Origin of the sequence: Marinobacterium zhoushanense (genome assembly GCF_014641945.1) — a bacterium.
Lineage (GTDB): Bacteria > Pseudomonadota > Gammaproteobacteria > Pseudomonadales > Balneatricaceae > Marinobacterium_D > Marinobacterium_D zhoushanense.
Genome location: NZ_BMIJ01000007.1, coordinates 230,323 through 249,506, shown reverse-complemented (window position 1 = coordinate 249,506; position 19,184 = coordinate 230,323). Strand labels below are relative to the sequence as shown.

Here is a 19,184-nt window from a genome sequence, read left to right as displayed (position 1 = left end):
CCGGGAGGGAGATTCAGATGCAGATCATCAACGCACGCCTGCGTCAGCAGGCGTCGCTGTTCACCGTGGAGATCGACAACGGCGCTTTCAGCGCCATTCACGAACAGCAGACCGAACTTGAGACGAAGGGAGAGCAGATCGATGCCGACGGCAAACTGCTCTGTGCGCCGTTCGTCGAGCCACATATCCATCTGGACGCGGCATTGACCGCCGGTGAGCCGAACTGGAACCAGAGCGGCACCCTGTTCGAGGGGATCGAACGCTGGGGCGAGCGCAAACCGCTGCTGAACGAGACCGACATCCGCCGCCGGGTACTGCAGACCATCGGGCTGCTGGTACAGAACGGAGTGCAGCACATCCGCACCCACGCCGATATCTCCGACCCGAGCCTGGTCGGCCTGAAAACCCTGTGTGATGTACGCGACGAGCTGAAACAGAAAATCGAGATCCAGGTGGTCGCCTTCCCCCAGGATGGTCTGCTCTCCTTCCCCAACGGCCTGGCGCTGATGGAGCAGTCACTGGAGTACGGTGCCGATGCGGTCGGCGGCATCCCGCACTTCGAGTACACTCGCGAACTGGGCGAGCGCTCGATGAAAACGGTGATCGAACTGGCACTGAAATACGACCGCCTGATCGATGTGCACTGTGACGAGATCGACGATCCCAACTCCCGCTTCCTCGAGGTACTGGCCTGCGAGGCGCTGCTCCACGACCTCGGCCCCCGCCGACAACGCCTACTGCTCCAAACTGTTCCGCCTGTTGAAAAACGCCGGTATCAATTTCATCTCCTGCCCTACCGAGAGCATCCACCTGCAGGGACGGTTCGACACCTATCCCAAGCGGCGCGGGCTGACCCGGGTCAAGGAGCTGAATGAGGCGGGCATCAACGTCTGCTTCGGCGAGGACTCGATCTTCGACCCCTGGTATTCGCTGGGTAACGGCAAGCTGCTGCGCACGCTGGATTTCGGCCTGCATATCTGCCAGATGATGGGCTATCAGGATTTCAGCCAGGCGCTGGATCTGATCACCGACAACAGCGCCCGCACACTGAATATCCACAACCATTACGGTATCGAGGTCGGCAAGCCGGGCAGTTTTATCCTGCTCGACGGCGAAGATGACTACAGCGTACTGCGCAACCAGGGCGAGGTGCTGCTGTCGGTGCGCCGGGGCGAAGTGATCATGCGTCGGGAACCGACGCGGGTGACCACCCCGAACTGGATCGACAGTGAACGCATAAACCGCTAAAGCGCAGCGGCACCGCCGATTACCCGCATCTGGCTCTCCTCCCGATCGTGCCGGGCAAAGAGGTCGGCATAGCGCAGGGTCGCATTGGCGTGCTCGCGCATGATCGCCTCGGCACGGGCGCCCTGGCGGCGATCGATGGCGTCGAACACGGCGTGGTGTTGCATATGGGCAAAGTTGAAGCGGCGGTACTCCTGCTTCAGGTTGTTGCGATCGATCGCCAGCGAGCTGACCGAGGCGAACGGCAGGTGTTCGTTGCGCTGCATCGCCGAGCCGATCGCCGGATTGCAGCTCGCCTCGATGATCAGGGCATGAAAGCGACGGTTGAGGTCATGGTAGGCTTCCAGATCCTCTTCGGTGACATAGCCCTTGTCGAACAGCAGGTCGCCCCAGGCCAGACACTCGAGCAGGCCATTGCGCTGGTCGACACTGAGCCCCAGCTCAGCGGCCTGGCGCGCCGCCAACCCCTCGAGCACCCCGCGCACCTCGATGGCGCCGGCCACTTCATCCGGCGTCACCTCACGTACCCGGTAGCCGCGCCCCTCGAGCTTGATCAGCATCCCCTCCTGCTCCAGGGCGCGGAAAGCGATACGTATCGGGGTACGGGATACGCCAAGACGCTCGGCGGTGGGGATCTCGGCGATGCGCTCCCCGGCCTCCAGTTCACCGGAAACAATCATCTGTCTGAGTGTACTCAACACCCGCTGACCTGCCTTGCTCATACCTGCTCGTACCTCATGAACCCGTAATACTGGATCCAGCTTACCATATTGGATCCAATATTCCGCTTGCCTTAACGAACAAACCAGCTAGATAGAAAGGCATAAGGCAATGTAACGCACAGACAGCAATCCATTACAAAACAGTAACTAATCGATTAAAAGCAGGCATTGCATAGAAAATTACAATAGTTATTCACAATGACAATACAAATTTTCAATGGATCCATTCTGGCCTTTTTAGCGCTCTCTGAGGCAATATAGCCCTCATATTGGATCCATAACAAAAACAATCCCGTTCATAGGAGCCCTGTCATGTTCCCGAAAAACTGCTGGTATGTCGCCTGCACCCCCGACGAGTTTGCCGACAAGCCCTTGGGCCGCCAGATCTGCGGCGAGCGCATCGCCTTCTACCGCGACAACGAAGGCAAGGTCGCGGCAGTGGAGGATTTCTGCCCCCATCGCGGTGCACCTCTGTCACTGGGCTATATCGAAGATGGCCAGCTGGTATGCGGTTACCATGGTCTGAAGATGGGACGCGACGGCAAAACCATTTCGATGCCAAAACAGCGTGTCGGCGGTTTCCCCTGCGTAAAAAGCTACCCGGTTGAAGAGCGTTACGGCTTCGTCTGGGTCTGGACCGGCGACGCCAGTCTGGCCAATGCCGACGATATCCCCCACCTTGAGTGGGCAGTCAGCAAGGATTGGGCTTATGGCGGCGGCCTGTACCACATCCAATGCGACTACAAACTGATGATCGACAACCTCATGGATCTGACTCATGAGACCTATGTCCACTCCACCAGCATCGGTCAGAAAGAGATCGACGAAATGCCGGTGAAGACCCGCGTTGTAGACGGTGAAGTGGTCACCAGCCGCATGATGGAGAATGTCATCGCGCCGCCGTTCTGGCAGAGCAACCTGCGCACCAAGGGACTGCCTGACGACCAGCCGGTGGATCGTTGGCAGGTCTGCCGCTTTTCACCGCCGAGCCACGTACTGATTGAGGTGGGTGTCGCCCTGGCCGGCCACGGTGGTCAGGACGCACCTGCCGACAAACGGGTCAACAGCATCGTGGTCGACTTCATTACCCCGGAAACCGAAACCAGCCACTGGTACTTCTGGGGCATGGCGCGCAACTTCCAGCCCGAGGTGCAGGCCCTGACCGACGCCATCCGCCAGGGCCAGGGCGGCATCTTCGCCGAGGATCTGGAGATGCTGGAGGAGCAGCAGAAGAACCTGCTCAAGTTCCCGGAGCGCGACCTGCTCAAGCTCGATATCGATGCCGGCGGCGTTCAAGCCCGGCGCATGATCGACAAGATGCTGCAACAGGAGCAACAGGGCCAGATCCCGCTGGAAAGCGTCAACGCCTGATCCGGCAAACACAGATAATAAAAAGGCGTTGCGGGCAGCTTGCCCAGGTTGCCCGCGCGCCTGCTATAAATATAAGACAGTTTTTAAGCCTGCAGCGCGGGCCAAGAGAGAGCATGCTGTGATCGATATTATCGTCGTACGTAAACACTACGAGACAGAGGATATCTGTCTGTTGGAGCTGGCACGCCCGGATGGCGCGTCACTGCCCGCTTTCAGCGCCGGCGCACACATCGACCTGCACCTGCCGGGCGGTTTGATACGCCAGTATTCGCTGTGCAACCATCCCAACGAAAGCCACCGCTACGAAATCGCGGTACTGCGTGACCCGGACTCACGCGGCGGCTCCATTGCCGTACACGACCAGGTCAATGAGGGCGACACGCTCAGCATCAGCGAGCCGCGCAACCTGTTCCCGCTGGAACACAGCGCCCGTCGTCACCTGTTGATCGGTGGCGGCATCGGTGTCACCCCGATCCTGTGCATGGCGGAACGCTTGAGCCACCAGGGTGCCGATTTCGAGATGCACTACTGCACCAAGAGCGCTGAGCAGACCGCGTTTCGTGAGCGGATTATCGGCTCCGGGTTCGCCGATCGGGTCCAGTTCCACCATAGCCGCGCCACCCCATCGACCCGGCTCGATGCCGCCGCGCTGTTGAGCGATCCGCAGCCCGATACCCACCTCTACGTCTGCGGCCCGAATCCGTTCATGGACCATATCCTCGACACGGCTCGCAGTTGCGGCTGGAGCGAAGCCCAGCTGCATCGCGAGTATTTTGCCGCCGACGAGGTCAGCCACGACGGCGACAGTGCGTTCGAGGTGCAGCTCGCCAGCTCAGGCGAGGTGATCGAGATACCGGTGGACCAGAGCGTGCTCGAGGTACTGCTGGAGCGGGATATCGACATCCCCTTCGCCTGTGAGAACGGTGTCTGCGGTACCTGTGTCACCCGTGTACTCGAGGGGGAGCCGGATCATCGCGACATGTTCCTGACCACGGAGGAGAAAGCCAGCAACGAGGAGTTCGCACCCTGTTGTTCTCGCGCCAAAAGCAAGCGTCTGGTACTTGATATATAACGCCTCTACGTACTTAATAAGTTAACCAATAAAAACAACGCAGGAAGGCACTATGAACTTGAAAAAGCTGGGTACGGCAATCGCCGCGTCAACCGTAATGATGATGGGAGCCACCACCTCGTCCCAGGCAGCCGATATCACCTTGCGCTTCGGCCACATCTGGCCGAGCGTTGCCGGTACGCATAAGAATATCTTTCAGCCCTGGGCCGATCAGGTGGAGAAAGAGTCGGGTGGTCGCATCAAGGTCGAAATCTACCCTTCTTCCACCCTGGCCAAGCCGCCGGCGCAGTATGACGCGGTAAAGAACCGTATCATGGATATGACCGCTACCGTACAAGGCTACTCCGCCAACCGTTTTCCGCTGACCCAGGTGATCGAACTGCCGGGGGTGGTCAAAACCGCGGTGCAGGGTTCATGCGTGGTACAGAGCCTGTATGACGAGGGCCTGCTCGCCGACGAGTATGCCGATACCCATCCACTGTTCCTGTTCACCCATGGCCAGGGTCACCTGCACACCACCGACAAGCTGGTAAAAACACCGGCAGACCTGGAGGGGATGCGTATCCGCCGTCCGACTATCGTGGTCGGCGACATGCTCAGCCATCTCGGTGCTCAACCGGTCGGTATGCCGGCTCCGGAAACCTACCAGGCAGCACAGCGCGGCGTAATCAACGGTGTCATGTTCCCCTGGGAGGGGCAACTCTCGTTCCGTCTGAATGAACTGACCCCCTACCATACCGAGGTCGGCGGTCTGTACTCACTGTCGTTCATCGTGACCATGAACAAGGATGTGTATAACTCACTGCCAGGAGACCTGCAGCAGGTGATTGACGATGCTTCGGGACAGGCCTGGGCCAAGATCGCCGGTGTTAACTTCGACGCGGCAGACGTCATAGGCCGCAAGCAGGCTGTCGATGCCGGTCAGGAGATCTATACTGTTGAAGGCGGGGCCAACAATCCGGCCTGGAAACCGGTACTCGATGAAACCACCGAGGCGGTGCTCACCGAACTCGAAGGCAAAGGGCTGCCGGCACGCAAAGTGTACGCACGCGCACTGGAACTCAGCGATAGCTGCCCGCTGGAATAAGAACCATCAGCTCACAGCCACCGCCTGCCCACGCAGGCGGTGCGCACTCCACCACACCAGAAGCATGGCGATGACGATCGCCGGTAGCATCAGCAGATTAAGCCTTTCCCAGCCGACCAGTGACTGCAGGTGCCCCGACAGCAAGGCGCCCAGGGTCGAAAAGCCAAACACCAGAAAATCGTTCATGCCCTGCACCTTGGCCTTTTCCGCCGGATAATAGGTGTGGGTCAGCAGGGTGGTGGCGCCGATAAAAGCAAAGTTCCATCCCATCCCCAAGGCCACCAGCGCGAACCAGAAATGCCAATAGGTCAGGCCGAACTGATTGAGCAGTACGCAGGCCACCAGCAACAGGCAACCGGTTTGAATGATACGGGTATCGCCAAAACGGGTGATCAAACGCCCGGTGAAGAACGAGGGCAGGAACATCCCCAGCACATGCCACTGAATGATACTGGCGGTACTCTCGAAGCCGAAGCCGCAGGCCTGCATCGCCAGCGGGGTGGCGGTCATTACCAGCACCATCACGCCATAGCCGATGGCACCCGCCGTCACCGCCGCGACCAACGCCGGCTGAGTCAGCAGCTGCCAATACGATCGCGTCTCGCCGTGCTGCTCGGCATAATCCGGCGCCCGCAACGGCAGAGACGCTATCAGCAGCGTGGTCAGCAGATACAACCCAATCAATACGTAGAACGCACCCAGATAGTCGCTCTGCGGTGCCAGATCTCCCGACCAGACCGCCAGGTTCGGTCCTAAAATGGCGGCAATCACGCCGCCTCCCATCACCAGACCGATGGCGCGCGGGTGCTGTGCCGGCGAGCAGCCCTCGATAGCCGCGAAACGGTACTGCTGCCCCACGCCGATCGCCAGGCCCAGCAGGAAGGTTCCGATACAGAACAGGACAAACGCCTCCTGCGCCAACGCCAGCGCGGACAGTACGGCGCCACTGACACCAATCAGGTTACCGGTAAGAAACCCCACCTTGCGCCCAAACCAGCGCATCAGATGTGCCGCGGGCAGGGTGGCGCTCATCAAACCGAGAAACTGCAGCGCCGCGGGCAGTGTCGCCAAGCCCAGATCAGGGGCGATCTTCTGGCCGATCAACGCCGTCACCGACACCAGCAGGATATTGCCTGTTATCAACAGCGCCTGTCCCAGCGCCAGCCCCCAAACCGTTATCGGCAGCATCTGATTCATCCATTAATTAGATTCGAGCCCGCTAATATAGCAGCTCAATCCATGAATTAAACGCCACAACCGGCAGGGACTATCGGTGTATTCTCGCGAAATAGCGGACGGAGGCAGGATGACGCCCTATCTAGCAGGCGGCGTGCTCCTGCACCAAATCGGGCTTCGGCATACTCACATACTCGCCCTGGGAAAAATCGATACCCAACGCCAGTACCTGCTGCTGTACCGCCTCACAGTGGACGAACTCGGCCACCGTGCCGATCCCCAGGGTGCGGGCGAACTGAACGATCCCCTGGGTTACCAGGAAGGCGGTGCGATCCTGGTGCAGGTGGCGGATCAGGCTACCGTCGATCTTGATCAGATCCACGTTCAACCGCAGCAGGTGCTCGAAATTGGAGTAACCGGTACCGAAGTCGTCGATGGCAATGCGGCAGCCATAAACTTTAACCTGGTCGATGAAGTGACGGATTTCGTCATAGTTCTCGATACCGTCGGACTCCAGCAGCTCGAAAATTACCCGTGAACCGACGCCGGTCTGCTGCAACCGCTGACAGATATAGGCTGTCAATTCACTGTCCATCATGTCGGGGTAGGCCAGATTGATGGAAAACTCGACGGAGAGGTCGGCGAAGGCTTCGAAACACTTATCCACCATGATCCGGGTAATTTGCCGCCCCAATCGCAACCGATGAGCCACCCCCAGAAACTGTCCAGGTGCCACCGTATTGCCCTCGGCGTCAACCATCCTGACCAGACACTCGTATTTGGCGATATTGCCGCTTCGATTGTCCAGTATCGGCTGGAACCAGGGTTCGAAACGGCCCGCTTGCAGCGCTTCCTTGACCCTGCGCGCCCAAACCAGGTTCTGTTCGTAGGCCTGTTCGACCCCCTGCTCCGAGTCGTAGGTGTGGAAGTTAAGCCCTTGCAAACGTGCCTGACGCAACGCCACCGTCGCCTGACTAAGCAGGCTGTCAAGCCGCCCTCGCCCCTTGACGCTGGCATTGGCGATGCCCAGGGTGGCATCGACATTGAGTTCCTGCTCCTGCCACAGCAGCTGCTGATTCTGCAGAAAATCGCTGTAGCGCTGCAGCAGATCCTGCGCTTCCTCCTCGGTGTTCGGACCAAAGAGTGCAAACTCATCGCCCTGCAACCGATACAGGCGAGCCCCCGGCCATATCCTCTGCTCCCGGGCAAAGCGCTGCAGCCGTTCGGTTATATTCTGCAACACCTGATCGCCACAGCGATGACCGAACAGACTGTTGATCTCCTTGAAGCGATCCAGGTTGATCAGCATCAGGGTACCGTCGGCTGATCGGTTCAGGTCCTGCAACAGGCGCGCGCGATTGGGCAGACCGGTCAAGGCGTCGGTGTAGGACGCCTGCAACTCTTTCACCAGCGCCGAAATGCGGTAAACCAGATAGCCGGAGAGCAGCAGCATCACCAGACCGGTGATGGTCAAAATCCGATAGTTGCTGTCCCGCATCGGCACCAACACCGCATCGACCTCATCCTGGGGTACGCCGATGCCGAAGCTCATGCCGGCCGGCGTGCCGGCCAGGTACAGGGTATAGGCGCGTCCATCGACCTCCAACACGCTGGACTCCAAACTCTTTTTCGGTGCCTGACTGGTGATCAGCGCGCTGTAATCCGGCGCCACATAGCTCGGACTCTGCGCCACCAGGGCATCCATTATGTGCTGCGCGTGCAGTGGATCGCCGCTGCGGCTGAGACTCGACAGCTTGCGATTATTGCTGTCAATCAGGAAGGAGAAACTGTTTGGTGTCACTTCGACGCGGCTGACCAGGTCGATGATCTGTTCGGCCTCCCAGTCGGTTGTCACCATGCCCAATAAGCGCCCGTTGGCGGTAAACATCGGGCTGATGATCGTCAGCACCGCCTTATCCGTCTGCTCGCTGTAGTAAACAGGCGTCCAGAACTTCTGCTTTGGCGCCAACTGCTGCAACCGCTCGGGCGTCATCACCATCTCGAACCAGGGTTGCTGCCGATAATTACTAGACGCAGACGCGCCGGCGGGAAGCGATTTCACCTGACCATTGCTGCCAACGAACAGATAGGACGTATAGGCCGGCGCCCCCGCCGGTAACCGTTCCTTCTCAAACCAGATACCGATACCGGCAACCCCGGAGAAGTCCTTCAGCATGGACTTCATCGCCGTCTCGAGTTGCGGGCGCTGCTCGTCCCCAGTCAGTCGGTAGGTGAGCTCGCCGAGCCGGGCAAGCCCCTCGGTGTAGAGTCCGTATACATGCTGGCGGGAAACGATCTGATTCAGATTGGACAGAAAGATCTCCTCGATCTCGTCCCGCCGCAGATCGGCCAGTGCTTTCTGCGAATAGTTGAGATTGAGTGAGGAGAGAATCCACATGGCGGCCACGAACAGGGCTACCAGCAACAGCAGCAGCCACTTGATCGACCGTTTCGACGAAGCCTGCGCGACATCGCTCAGCCCCCGCATCCAGCGACGTAGCCGCCGCGCTCGACTTAACGGCATCAGCGACCTCCCTCCAGGGCGCGGCGCACCTTGACCCGCGCGTCCTGCAGGGTTTCGGCCGCAATCTCGACTCGCAGCCGCTGCGCCCTGATAGCGCCGTTTTCCAGCCCGTTCTGCCCAGCCAACTCGTACCAGACTGCTGCTTCGGCTCGATTTGAAATCGTATTACCCGCCTGCTCCGCCAGCTCACCGAGACGCAATTGCGCCGCAGCCAAGCCCTGTCGCGCAGCCCGTAGCACCCAGTAGCGCCCCTGCGCGGGGTCAGCCTGAACGCCCTCCCCCTGCAGCAAGATGATGCCCAGCGCCAGTTGGGCCTCCGCCTGCCCCTGTGCGGCGGCACGCTCATACCAGCCCATCGCGGCGGCAGAGTTCTGCCCGGTACCACGCCCCTCGGCGAGAAAACGCCCTACCCGATACTGCGCATCGGCATTGCCCTGTTCCGCGGCATCACGGTACCAGGTCAACGCATTAGTTTCGTCCGCATCGACCCCCTGCCCGTTTTCGTAAAGCTGGCCGAGCAGGTAGCGCGCCTCCGTGCTGCGTTTTGCCGCCAGATGCGCCCAGTTCAAAGCCTCGTCATACTGGGTCAATGAGCGTGCGATCAACGCCATATTGTACTGCGCGCGCGGATCCCCCTTTTCCGCTGGGTTGACGCAGGCCGACCGCGCGTCGCTGAAATTACCTATGGTGGTCAGCAGATAGCAGTCGTTGAGCTGCTGCGCCAACTGGCCGCTCCAGGCGATCTCCGCAGCGGGCTCGACCGGCGTCGTCACCTGTTGCACCTCACCGCTCCGGGTAGCCCGTTGTAGACGTCGGGCAAAGGCCTCTACCTGCTGAGGACAAGAGTAACTGTAACCGTTGCGGTACTGCTCCAGTGTCTGCGGACTCAGCGGCCGATTGTCATAGCGTTCCGAGATCTGCCGACAACGCTGATTGCGCTCATCCAGCACCTGCTGCAGGTGAGCCGCGCGGGACTCATCGTTACGGTAACGCTCCAGATAGCGGGTCAGAGGATCGATATAGGGCTGCTCGAACAGCCGCTGCACCTCCGTATCGTAGGCGTCGTTGCGTTCGGCGCCCCCCCAGTTGCTGAGGATCTCACCGGTCTTATCAAGCCACTGGGCGGGACGGCTGAGGACGGAATCCTGCTCCAGGCTGCTGCAGCCCGACAGAGTAAAAGTACCTAGTAACAGCAGTACAAAATGACGCAAATCCATTCTCCACTTACAGGCATCCCGCTATATTAACAATATGGATCCGTCCAAAGTACCAATCACCAAAACCGGCTCATTTTTCCCTACCCTCCTCAGAATAGCCAGAGGCGAAAAAGTTGCACCGACGCGAGGGATAGCCTGATTAACTAACAAAATAATCAACAGCTCCCCCGGCCGGTCATCACATCACAGATAAAAAAGTTTGACCACATGAAGAGACACTATCTATTGCTAGCTTAGTCTCCTATAGGCACAATTCACTATCGTTCTCGCGCATTACCTTGCTAACGCGCTAAGCTTCAACTACTCGCGATAAATCACGGATAAGACAATGCACCTTCAGATCATTATCGGCAGCGTCCGTCAGGGGCGTGCCGCCAAACCCGTTGCTGACTGGGCGTTCACCCACGCCAAGCAGCGGGACGACATGACAGTCGAGCTGGTCGATCTGAAAAATTGGCCGCTGCCGATGTTCAATCTGCCCAAGAGCCCCGCTGCGGGCGATTATGAGGATGAACAGCAACAGCGCTGGGCCAAAAGCGTCGAGCGCGCGGATGCCTATCTGTTCGTCTGCCCGGAGTATAACCATGGCTATTCGGCGGTACTGAAGAACGCGCTGGATTATGTCTATGCCGAGTGGAACCGCAAACCGGCCAGCATCATCTCTTACGGTGGCGCGATGGGTGCCCGAGCGGTAGAACAGCTGCGTTTGTCACTGATCGCACTGCAGGTCGCCCCAGTACCGAATGCCGTACATATTGCCGGCGTACACAAGAAGATCGACCACGGCGCATTCAATGGCGATGACCGCGATACGGCTCAACTGCAGCGCTCGCTGGACGAACTGGCCTGGTGGGGCAACGCCCTGTACTGGGCACGCAAGACCACCGCCAAATAACCGCTGCCGACTGTTCTGGGGCAAGTCTGATCAGGTCAGATCCATAAACGGATTGTATGCCACTTCCCAGTAGTGCCCCTCGGTATCCTGGAAGTAGCCGGAGTAACCGCCCCAGAACACTTCCTGCGCCGGTTTAATCAACCGGCCGCCGGCGGCAACGGCCTGATCAAGCAGCGCATCGACCTCTGCCTTGCTGGCCAGGTTGTGGGCCAGGGTAATACCGCTGAAGCCGCTATGCTCGGCACTGGGCAAGCCGATATCCTTGGCCAGCTCGGCGCGTGGAAACAGGCCCAGCCAGGTACCCTCCAGATCGAAGAACGCGACACCGTCGCTGTCGAACGCATACTGGGGTAAGCCCAGACCATCCCGATAAAAATGTATCGCCCGCTCCAGGTCATCCACGCCGAGCGTGATCATGCTGATCTTAGCTTTCATCCTCTCCTCCCTGTTCATCCGTCGTTTGTTGGCTGTCTATTCCACCACCCACCGCCTTGTACACGGCGATGCGCTGTATCCGCAGAGCAGCCCGGCTTTCGACCAGCTGCCGCTCTACTAGCAAGACCTGGCGCTGCGCCTGAAGTTCAACCGAGGTATCGACCAGGCCCGCCTGACGGTTGGCGGCGATCAGTCGGTGTTGACTCAGAGCGCTTTCCAACTTGCCTTGCAACTGGCGATATCGTGACTGTTCGGCGCTGTATGCACTGAGCGCATTATCAACCTCCTGCCACGCCTTGAGTATGGTCTGCTGGTAGCTCACCGCCGCCTGTTGCTGTGCAACTTTGGTCAGTTCGACCCGGGTTTTCAGTCGCCCCTGATTGAAGATCGGCAGGTAGAATCCAGGGCCTATGCTCCACCGACGGCTGGCCCAGTCGGCGAACGCCCCCTGCTCGTAAGACTCCAGCCCCAGTCCCGCCTGAAGCGTGATACGGGGATATAGATCGCCCATGGCAACACCGATATCCGCGGTGGCGGCGTGCAGTTGCGCCTCCGCCACACGGATATCGGGTCTTCGCCGGGCCAGCTCCGATGGCAGACCGAGACTCAGATCGGTGTTCGGGATCGGCTCATTGGTCGAGCCATTGGCGTCCAGCAGGCCGCCAACCGAGCCCGGACGCCCACCCAGCATCAATGCGATGGCGTTCGCCGTCTCCACACTGCGGCGACCTAGCGGCGGCAGTCCGGCACGCAGTTCGTCCAGTTGGATACGCTGACTGTCCAACGCCTGCTCACGGACCAAACCCGCATCCCGGTTAGCCTCCAGCAGCGCCAGCTGATCTTCACCGTTGGCGATCTCGGCTTCTAGCAGAGCACGTTGCCGCTGCAGAGCGCGCAGTTCGAAGTAGTTTCGTGCCAGCTCCGCGGTGAGGCCCAGCCAGGCCTGCGCCAGCAGCGCGGCACTGGCGCGGCTGTCTGCCTCGGCCGACTCGATGCGGCGACTGATCCGTCCCCAGAGATCCAGCTCCCAGCCAGCGTCGAAACCCACCTGATAGAGGGTATAGGGTTCGGCCAGCGCGCTGATCAATGCATCCTTATTGGCCGGCGCCGAGATCGCGGCCATGCGCACCTGAGCACCATGCTCGCTGAGTTTCTGCCGATTGGCGCCGCCACTGGCGTCGATAGCCACCCCGCGCGCGCTGACCGCAACCTGCCGCTGTAGACGGCTGCGGGTGAAGTTGAGCAGAGCGCTTTGCAGGTCGGGACTGGCCTCCAGCAACCGCTGTTCGAGCCGATCGAGCACCGGGTCCTCGAACTCCCGCCACCACCGTTCGGCCGGTACGGTACTGCTGTCGATAGTCAGCTCATCCAGGCTTTGGCCGCCACTGTGCCAGTCGGTCCAGCTTGCCGGCGCATCGACCTTGGCTGGCTCGAAATCCGGTCCCAGGGTCGTGCAACCGGACAGCAGCACCAGCACTGACAGCGTCAGGGCTCGGGCTGTGTTGGTGGTGGGCAACGGACGTGGTATGTACATGAAGCTCTCCATTGGCGGTCGGTTACACCAGGCGATGACGAAACAGCCAGGCGGCCAGCGGCAGCGTCACCACCGAAATGATGATCAGCGGTATCAGATCCGGCACCACATCGGCCAGCTGCGCGCCCTCCAGATAGACCTCTCGCACCAGGTGGATGGAGAAGCGCAGCGGATTGAGATAGGTCGCGGTCTGCAGGATGTCGGGCATGTTTTCCACCGGGGTCGCCAGTCCCGACAGCAGCATCAGCGGCATGATCAGCACGAAGGTATAGAGCATCGCCTGCTGCATATTGGCCGACAGCGCCGAGATCGACAGTCCGATGCCGACACTGGCGATGGTGAACATCAGCAAGCCGGCGTAGAGGGTGGCCAGCGAGCCCGCCATCGGGATCTGGAACCAGAACAGCGACACCAGCAACACCAAGGTGGACTGCACCAGACCGATCAGGATCGACGGCACCGCCTTGCTGATCAGGATCTCCAGCGGGGTGTGTGGCGTCACCAACAGCTGGTCGAAGGTACCCTGCTCACGTTCACGGGCCACCGACAGTGCGGTCAGCATCATGGTCTGGATCATGCTCAACGCGGCGATCATGCCGGGCAGAATGATCCAGCGCGTCTGCAGGTTGTCGTTGAACCAGGCACGTGACACGACCTGAATCAACGGGCCGCTGTCCGGATCGAGCCGCTGGTTGTAGCTGGCCACGATGGCGCCGATATGGCCCGCCGCCGTATTCGCCGTCGCCGAGTTGCGGCCATCAAGGATCATCTGGATCGGCGACACCTGCTGCAGGTTTAACCTTGCATCGAAATCCGCCGGTATCTGAATCGCCAGCAGCGCCTCGCCGTTGCCGATGACAGCGGCGATCTGATCGCTGCTGTGCAATGTGGCGATGCGATGGAACACGCCGGTTCCGTCGATCCTGGCAATCAGCTCGCGGCTGTGCAAGGAGTTACTCTGGTCGAGTACCGCATAGGGCGCATCGGTCAGATCATAGCTGGCGGCATAACCGAACAGCAGGCTCTGCATCAGCGGCGGCACCACGAGGATGACACGGCTGGAGGGGTCCTTCAGCACCGCCAGCAGCTCCTTGCTGCAGATATTGATTAGACGGTAGACAAACGCCATCAACCAGTTCATCGCATCAATCCAGTCGTTTACGGGTTAGGTATCGAGCCAGGCTCAGCAGCACCAGGGCATAGGCGCCGAGGATCAGGCAGTCCTTGATGATCAGGGGCCAGAAGTTACCGGCCAGAAACAGGGTCCGGATCAGCTCGATGAAGTAGGTCGCAGGCAGCGCGTAACTGATCACCTGGATGCCGACTGGCAGGTTGCGCAGGTCGAACACGAATCCGGACAGCATCAATGCCGGCAGGAAACTGGCCAGAATCGCGATCTGGCTGGCGAGAAACTGATTCTTGGTCGCCGATGAGATCAACAGACCGATCCCCAGCGCCACCAGCAGGTAGAGCATCGAGGCCAGCAGCAGCACCAGCAAAGAGCCATTGATCGGCACATCGAACAGCAGACGGCCGGCCAGCATGCACAGCACCAGCCCGAGCATGCCGACAGCGAAATAGGGGGTGACCTTGGCCAGCAACACCTCGGTCGGCCGCACCGGAGTCACGAACAGCGCCTCCAGCGTGCCCCGCTCCCACTCCCGCGCCATCACCAGCGCGGTGAGAAAGGTACCGACCAGGGTCATGATCAGCACGATCAGTCCCGGCACCAGAAACCAGGTACTGGTGTTGGCGTCGTTGAACCAGATCCGCTCGATCAGCTGTATACGCGCCCCGCCCCCTTCGCTGAGCCCTTGTCGGTCGGCGCGCTTCTGCTGCCACTGCTCAACCAGGGCGTTCATATAGTTGACGATGGGCCCGGCGCGCGGCGCCTCGGTGCCGGAGACGATCAGCTGCACCTGGGCCTGGCCGGCGCTGAGCTGGCGGGAGAAATCGCTGGCCAGGTGCACTATCCCCTCCGCTTCGCCGTCGCGCATCATCTGTTTGGCCTGATGCAGCGACGCGGCCGGCAAGGGTTGGAAGTAGCGCGACAGGGTCAGCCCGGAGACAAAGTCGCTGGCCGCCGGAGCGTGATCGTCCAGCACCACGGCCAGGCGGATATTACGCACATCCAGCGACACGCCGTAGCCGAAGATGAAGATCAGTACGATCGGCAGGCCGATACCGATCAACAGGTTGCTCTTGTCACGCAGCAGTTGCCGCGTCTCCTTGCGGACCAGCGACAACAGCCGTCGCCAGAAGCCCCCGACAAGCGTCTCGCTCATGCTAACGCTCCCCGGCCGTCATGCTGGCCATTGCGGCTGCGCTCGACGATACCGATGAAGGTCTCCTCCATGCTCAGGATCGGCTGCCCCGCCTCCCTCACCGGCTGCACCTGTTCCCGCACCTGCTGCGGTGTGCCCATGGCCAAGCGCTTGCCGGCATCCTGGATCAGGATGCGATCGCAGTACTCCGCCTCCTCCATGAAATGGGTGGTGATGATGATCGTGGTGCCCGACTCGGCCAGTGCCGTGATGCGGCGCCAGAACGCGCGTCGAGCCAGCGGGTCAGCACCGCTGGTGGGTTCGTCGAGGAACAGGATCTCCGGTTCGTGGATCAGGCCCGCCGCCATCGCCAGACGCTGTTTGAAACCGCCGGGCAGCTCGCCGCTGCGGGTGTGTTCCTGACCCTGCAGGTCGAACTGTTCCAGCACCGACGCGATACGGGACTTGAGCTGTTTGCCGTGCAGACCGTAGGCACCGCCAAAAAAGCGCAGGTTTTCCCGCACGGTCAGGTTGCCGTAGAGCGCGAACTTCTGCGATACGTAGCCGATGCGCCGCCGTGCCGAAGCGCGCGCCGTACGCAGATTGACCCCGGCCACCTGCAGAAAGCCGCTGGTCGAAGGCAGCAGCCCACAGAGCATGCGAAAGGTGGTGGTTTTACCGGCTCCGTTGGGGCCGAGCAGACCGAAGATCTCGCCCCGGCGGACATCGAAACTGGTACTGGCGACGGCGGTAAAATCACCGAAGGTGCGTACCAGATCGCGCACCTCGATCACCACCTCCGAACCGCCGCTGGCCGCCCTGCCGCTCGGAGGCTGCTCCTGTTTCAACTCCTGTTGCAATGCATCGACCTCCACGTGGACTGCGCCCAAGCGGGCTCGCAGCAGCACCATGAAGCCATCCTCCAGCTGCGGTTCAGCGGCGCGGACCGACGCCCCGCGCAGCAACTCAGACAGCTGGATTTGGGCCAGGTCGGGCTGGGTAACGAAACGCACCGCGCCGCCATGGGGCACTGCGTCGACGATCAACTGGTCGGCATCGATCAGGCGCGCCTGAAGCTGCAGCGCGTTCTGTCCAGCAGCGGGCACGGCGATAAAACAGCGTTGATCGGCATGTCGGCGCAGCTCCGTCGGGGTGCCCTGGGCCAGCAGCTCACCTTCATGCAGTACATACACCCGGTCACACAGCCCGGCCTCGTCCAGATAAGCGGTGCTGACGATGACACTGAGCTGCTCCTCGGCGATCAGCTGCTGGATAATCTGCCACAGCTCGCGACGGGAGAGTGGATCGACACCGACCGTGGGTTCATCAAGCAGCAGTAGATCCGGCGAGCGCACCAGGGTGCAGGCCAAGCCGAGCTTCTGTTTCATGCCGCCGGAGAGCTTGCCCGCCGCTCGGTCAGTGAAGCGGGCCAAGTCGGTCATATGCAGCAGGCGGCGGTAGCGCTCGTCCCGCCGAGCCTTGGGTATCCCGTGCAGGTCGGCATAGAGGTCCAGGTTCTCCTGCACGCTGAGATCCTCATACAGACCGAAACGCTGCGGCATATAGCTGATCCGGTCCTGCACCGCCTGCGGATCCCTGCCCACATCGATACCCAGCACCTCCAGCACGCCGCTGTTGGCCTGCATCAGACCGGCCATCAGCCGTAACAACGTGGTTTTACCGGCTCCATCCGGCCCCACCAGCGCGGTCAACGAGCCGCCGGGTATCTGCAGATCAACCGCCTTTAGCGCCTGCTGGGTAATACGGGTCTGCTTGTCGTAGAAGGCTTTGTGCACCGCCTCGGCCTGAACCGCCAGCTGCCCAGCATCCATCAGGCATGCCCGTCGTTATCACCGGTGGCATCGGTGTCGATATGCACAGTGGCCGGCATGCCCAGGCGTAGTCGGTCGCCTGGATCGTCGACCAGGATACGGACTTCATAGACCAGCGCCGTACGCAGTGATTCTGTCTGCACTGATTTCGGTGTGAACTCGGCCACCGATGAGATATAGCCCACACGGCCCTCGATCGGCTGCTCGGGCGCGCTATCGGTGATCACCTGCGCCGGCATGCCGGGACGGATACGGCCCAGATCGGGTTCGCCGACGTAGACCCGCACCCACTTGGGTTCGGTCAACGCCAGGGTGTAGACGGGTCGCTGCGCCGAGGCGATATCGCCAGGCTCGAGCAGGCGCGAACGGACCACGGCATCGGTCGGCGCCTTCAGGGTCGACACTGCCAGTTGATGGCGCTGCAACGCCAGATCGGCTTGCAACGCCTGGAGCTGGGCCTCGGCCCGGGCGATATCCTCACTGCGCGGTCCGGCCTTGACCAGCGCCAGCGCCTGTTCACGGTTGCTCAGTTGGGCTCTGGCTGCTTGCAGCTGTGCCCGCGCGGCATCGACCTCCTGGGCACTGATGCCTCGACCTGAGGTTTTCTGCTCCACATCCAGCACACGGCCGTGCCGGCTCCGGCTCAACCCCAGCTCTGCCTCGGCGGCCGCAACCTGCGCCTCGGCCTGGGCGATCTCCTCGGGTCGGCTGCCGTTACGCAGCTTGTCGACCTGTTGTTGCTGAGCGGCAATAGATGCCTCAGTGCGCGCAAGCTGCAGCTTCAAAGTCTCGGTATCGAGACGCGCCAGCGCCTGCCCCTGGCGGACCCTGTCGCCCTCCTCCACGCTCATCTCGGCGATTCGCTCACTGAGAGTAAATGCCAGCGATACCTGGCGGATATCTACATTGCCATACAGCACCAGCCTGCCTTCCACTTGTGCGGGCTGGGTGTATTGCCACCAGCCAACGCTACCTGCAGCCAGTGCCAGTAGCAGAATCAGAACGACTCGTTTGCGCATTGCCCGGTCCCTGTCGCTGTACCCGTTTTATCTGTAGATTAGCTTGCACAATATTAAATTCAAATTTAAATTACAACTAATAACCTAACCGTGAGACATCCCCTCTTGTTATGCCGAAAGTAGAGAACAGATCGAGACTGACACCGAAAGCCAGCGCCCGCCGCGGGCGTACCGACGGCGACGCCACCCGCGCCCTGATTCTGGAGGCGGCAGGGCAGCTGTTTGCCGAGCGCGGCTATCAGGAGACCACCAGCAAAGCGATCTGCGCCAACGCCGGTACCAATATCGCCGCGGTGAACTACCACTTCGGCAGCCGCGATGAACTCTACCTGGCGGTGATGAGCGAGGTGATGCAGCATCTGCTGAACCTGGACTATCTGACCCAGATCGCCAGCAGTGGCGACGCACCGGAACAAAAATTGGGCCGGATGATCGACGGCCTGGTACATGGCCTGATAGAGGAGCGCAGCTGGCACCCGCGGGTCTGGGCGCGAGAGATACTGACCCCTTCGCCGCTGATCGGCCGGATACTGGAGACGGAAACCCTGCCCCGGGTGGATATCGCGCTGCCGATCCTGTCGCAGATCACCGGCATCGCCGTCGATGATCCCAAGCTGCGCTATAGCCTGCTCGGCGTGATGTCACCGGCGCTGATACTGATGATCCTCAACCCGGAACTGCCGACGCCGTTGCAACCCCTATACCAGCGACCAGCGGATGAGGTCTCGGCTTATATCAAGACGTTCGTGCTCGCAGGGCTGCGAGCCCTGACGCCGCCCGGATAGCCCCCT

The 19,184-nt window shown here is 60.7% G+C and carries 15 protein-coding genes and 1 pseudogene; 6 read left to right on the top strand and 10 right to left on the bottom strand.

Annotated elements, in window-relative coordinates; genetic code table 11:
• Positions 1-17 precede the first annotated feature (17 nt).
• Positions 18-1,248: pseudogene (codA, locus tag IEX40_RS17210) on the top strand (cytosine deaminase).
• Here codA and IEX40_RS17205 read toward each other — a convergent pair.
• Entirely contained in the window at positions 1,245-1,967 is a 723-nt protein-coding gene (locus tag IEX40_RS17205) for a GntR family transcriptional regulator (RefSeq protein ID WP_188750525.1), read from the bottom strand. The pseudogene codA and the gene IEX40_RS17205 overlap by 4 nt on opposite strands.
• A gap of 312 nt (positions 1,968-2,279) precedes the next feature.
• Between IEX40_RS17205 and IEX40_RS17200 the strand changes: the two genes are divergently transcribed.
• From IEX40_RS17200 to IEX40_RS17190, 3 genes are all read left to right on the top strand, one after another.
• Positions 2,280-3,338 (top strand): aromatic ring-hydroxylating dioxygenase subunit alpha, encoded by a 1,059-nt coding sequence (locus tag IEX40_RS17200; protein WP_188750523.1) that lies wholly within the window; start codon positions 2,280-2,282, stop codon positions 3,336-3,338.
• A 118-nt stretch (positions 3,339-3,456) separates the two neighbouring features.
• Positions 3,457-4,410, top strand: coding sequence for a PDR/VanB family oxidoreductase (locus IEX40_RS17195; RefSeq protein ID WP_188750521.1), 954 nt, complete (start codon positions 3,457-3,459; stop codon positions 4,408-4,410).
• A 190-nt stretch (positions 4,411-4,600) separates the two neighbouring features.
• The gene (locus tag IEX40_RS17190; RefSeq protein ID WP_373286491.1) at positions 4,601-5,497 is read left to right on the top strand and encodes a TRAP transporter substrate-binding protein; all 897 of its coding nucleotides are present in this window, start codon (positions 4,601-4,603) and stop codon (positions 5,495-5,497) included.
• 6 nt (positions 5,498-5,503) lie between these two features.
• Here the strand turns inward: IEX40_RS17190 and IEX40_RS17185 are convergent, their stop codons facing one another.
• The 3 genes from IEX40_RS17185 to IEX40_RS17175 form a co-directional block, all read right to left on the bottom strand.
• Positions 5,504-6,685, bottom strand: coding sequence for an MFS transporter (locus IEX40_RS17185; protein ID WP_188750517.1), 1,182 nt, complete (start codon positions 6,683-6,685; stop codon positions 5,504-5,506).
• Between the two features lie 130 nt (positions 6,686-6,815).
• Complete coding sequence (locus IEX40_RS17180) at positions 6,816-9,197, bottom strand: bifunctional diguanylate cyclase/phosphodiesterase (RefSeq protein WP_229680810.1); 2,382 nt, start codon at positions 9,195-9,197, stop codon at positions 6,816-6,818.
• Entirely contained in the window at positions 9,197-10,408 is a 1,212-nt protein-coding gene (locus IEX40_RS17175) for a tetratricopeptide repeat protein (RefSeq protein WP_188750515.1), read from the bottom strand. Before IEX40_RS17175 ends, IEX40_RS17180 begins: the two co-directional genes overlap by 1 nt.
• Positions 10,409-10,742: 334 nt before the next feature.
• Between IEX40_RS17175 and IEX40_RS17170 the strand changes: the two genes are divergently transcribed.
• On the top strand, positions 10,743-11,309 hold the full coding sequence (locus IEX40_RS17170; RefSeq protein ID WP_188750513.1) for an NADPH-dependent FMN reductase: 567 nt from the start codon (positions 10,743-10,745) through the stop codon (positions 11,307-11,309).
• A gap of 30 nt (positions 11,310-11,339) precedes the next feature.
• On the opposite strand, the gene IEX40_RS17165 is transcribed toward IEX40_RS17170, so the two are convergent.
• Genes IEX40_RS17165 through IEX40_RS17140 form a run of 6 tightly spaced genes read right to left on the bottom strand, consistent with a single transcriptional unit; the run spans position 11,340 to position 18,393 of the window.
• Positions 11,340-11,744: a VOC family protein gene (locus IEX40_RS17165; protein ID WP_188750511.1), complete on the bottom strand. Its 405-nt coding sequence runs from the start codon at positions 11,742-11,744 to the stop codon at positions 11,340-11,342.
• Positions 11,734-13,278 carry an efflux transporter outer membrane subunit gene (locus IEX40_RS17160; RefSeq protein ID WP_188750509.1) on the bottom strand — a complete coding sequence of 515 codons (1,545 nt, stop codon included), beginning with the start codon at positions 13,276-13,278 and terminating at the stop codon, positions 11,734-11,736. Before IEX40_RS17160 ends, IEX40_RS17165 begins: the two co-directional genes overlap by 11 nt.
• A gap of 22 nt (positions 13,279-13,300) precedes the next feature.
• Positions 13,301-14,419, bottom strand: a complete 1,119-nt coding sequence (locus IEX40_RS17155; RefSeq protein WP_188750507.1) for an ABC transporter permease — start codon at positions 14,417-14,419, stop codon at positions 13,301-13,303.
• 4 nt (positions 14,420-14,423) lie between these two features.
• Positions 14,424-15,563: an ABC transporter permease gene (locus IEX40_RS17150; protein ID WP_188750505.1), complete on the bottom strand. Its 1,140-nt coding sequence runs from the start codon at positions 15,561-15,563 to the stop codon at positions 14,424-14,426.
• Positions 15,560-17,374 carry an ATP-binding cassette domain-containing protein gene (locus IEX40_RS17145; RefSeq protein ID WP_188750503.1) on the bottom strand — a complete coding sequence of 605 codons (1,815 nt, stop codon included), beginning with the start codon at positions 17,372-17,374 and terminating at the stop codon, positions 15,560-15,562. Before IEX40_RS17145 ends, IEX40_RS17150 begins: the two co-directional genes overlap by 4 nt.
• Positions 17,374-18,393, bottom strand: coding sequence for an HlyD family secretion protein (locus tag IEX40_RS17140; protein WP_188750501.1), 1,020 nt, complete (start codon positions 18,391-18,393; stop codon positions 17,374-17,376). Before IEX40_RS17140 ends, IEX40_RS17145 begins: the two co-directional genes overlap by 1 nt.
• Before the next feature lie 110 nt (positions 18,394-18,503).
• Here IEX40_RS17140 and IEX40_RS22175 point away from each other — a divergent pair, with 110 nt between their 5' ends.
• Entirely contained in the window at positions 18,504-19,178 is a 675-nt protein-coding gene (locus tag IEX40_RS22175) for a TetR/AcrR family transcriptional regulator (RefSeq protein ID WP_188750499.1), read from the top strand.
• The last annotated feature ends 6 nt before the right edge of the window (positions 19,179-19,184 follow it).

What these genes read in the sequence shown, in the direction of transcription:
- IEX40_RS17205 (WP_188750525.1), bottom strand. Translation starts at nt 1,967, where the DNA reads ATGAGCAAGGCAGGTCAGCGGGTGTTGAGTACACTCAGACAGATGATT.
- IEX40_RS17200 (WP_188750523.1), top strand. Translation starts at nt 2,280, where the DNA reads ATGTTCCCGAAAAACTGCTGGTATGTCGCCTGCACCCCCGACGAGTTT.
- IEX40_RS17185 (WP_188750517.1), bottom strand. Translation starts at nt 6,685, where the DNA reads ATGCTGCCGATAACGGTTTGGGGGCTGGCGCTGGGACAGGCGCTGTTG.
- IEX40_RS17180 (WP_229680810.1), bottom strand. Translation starts at nt 9,197, where the DNA reads ATGCCGTTAAGTCGAGCGCGGCGGCTACGTCGCTGGATGCGGGGGCTG.
- IEX40_RS17170 (WP_188750513.1), top strand. Translation starts at nt 10,743, where the DNA reads ATGCACCTTCAGATCATTATCGGCAGCGTCCGTCAGGGGCGTGCCGCC.
- IEX40_RS17165 (WP_188750511.1), bottom strand. Translation starts at nt 11,744, where the DNA reads ATGAAAGCTAAGATCAGCATGATCACGCTCGGCGTGGATGACCTGGAG.
- IEX40_RS17160 (WP_188750509.1), bottom strand. Translation starts at nt 13,278, where the DNA reads ATGTACATACCACGTCCGTTGCCCACCACCAACACAGCCCGAGCCCTG.
- IEX40_RS17155 (WP_188750507.1), bottom strand. Translation starts at nt 14,419, where the DNA reads ATGAACTGGTTGATGGCGTTTGTCTACCGTCTAATCAATATCTGCAGC.
- IEX40_RS17150 (WP_188750505.1), bottom strand. Translation starts at nt 15,563, where the DNA reads ATGAGCGAGACGCTTGTCGGGGGCTTCTGGCGACGGCTGTTGTCGCTG.
- IEX40_RS17145 (WP_188750503.1), bottom strand. Translation starts at nt 17,374, where the DNA reads ATGGATGCTGGGCAGCTGGCGGTTCAGGCCGAGGCGGTGCACAAAGCC.
- IEX40_RS17140 (WP_188750501.1), bottom strand. Translation starts at nt 18,393, where the DNA reads ATGCGCAAACGAGTCGTTCTGATTCTGCTACTGGCACTGGCTGCAGGT.
- IEX40_RS22175 (WP_188750499.1), top strand. Translation starts at nt 18,504, where the DNA reads ATGCCGAAAGTAGAGAACAGATCGAGACTGACACCGAAAGCCAGCGCC.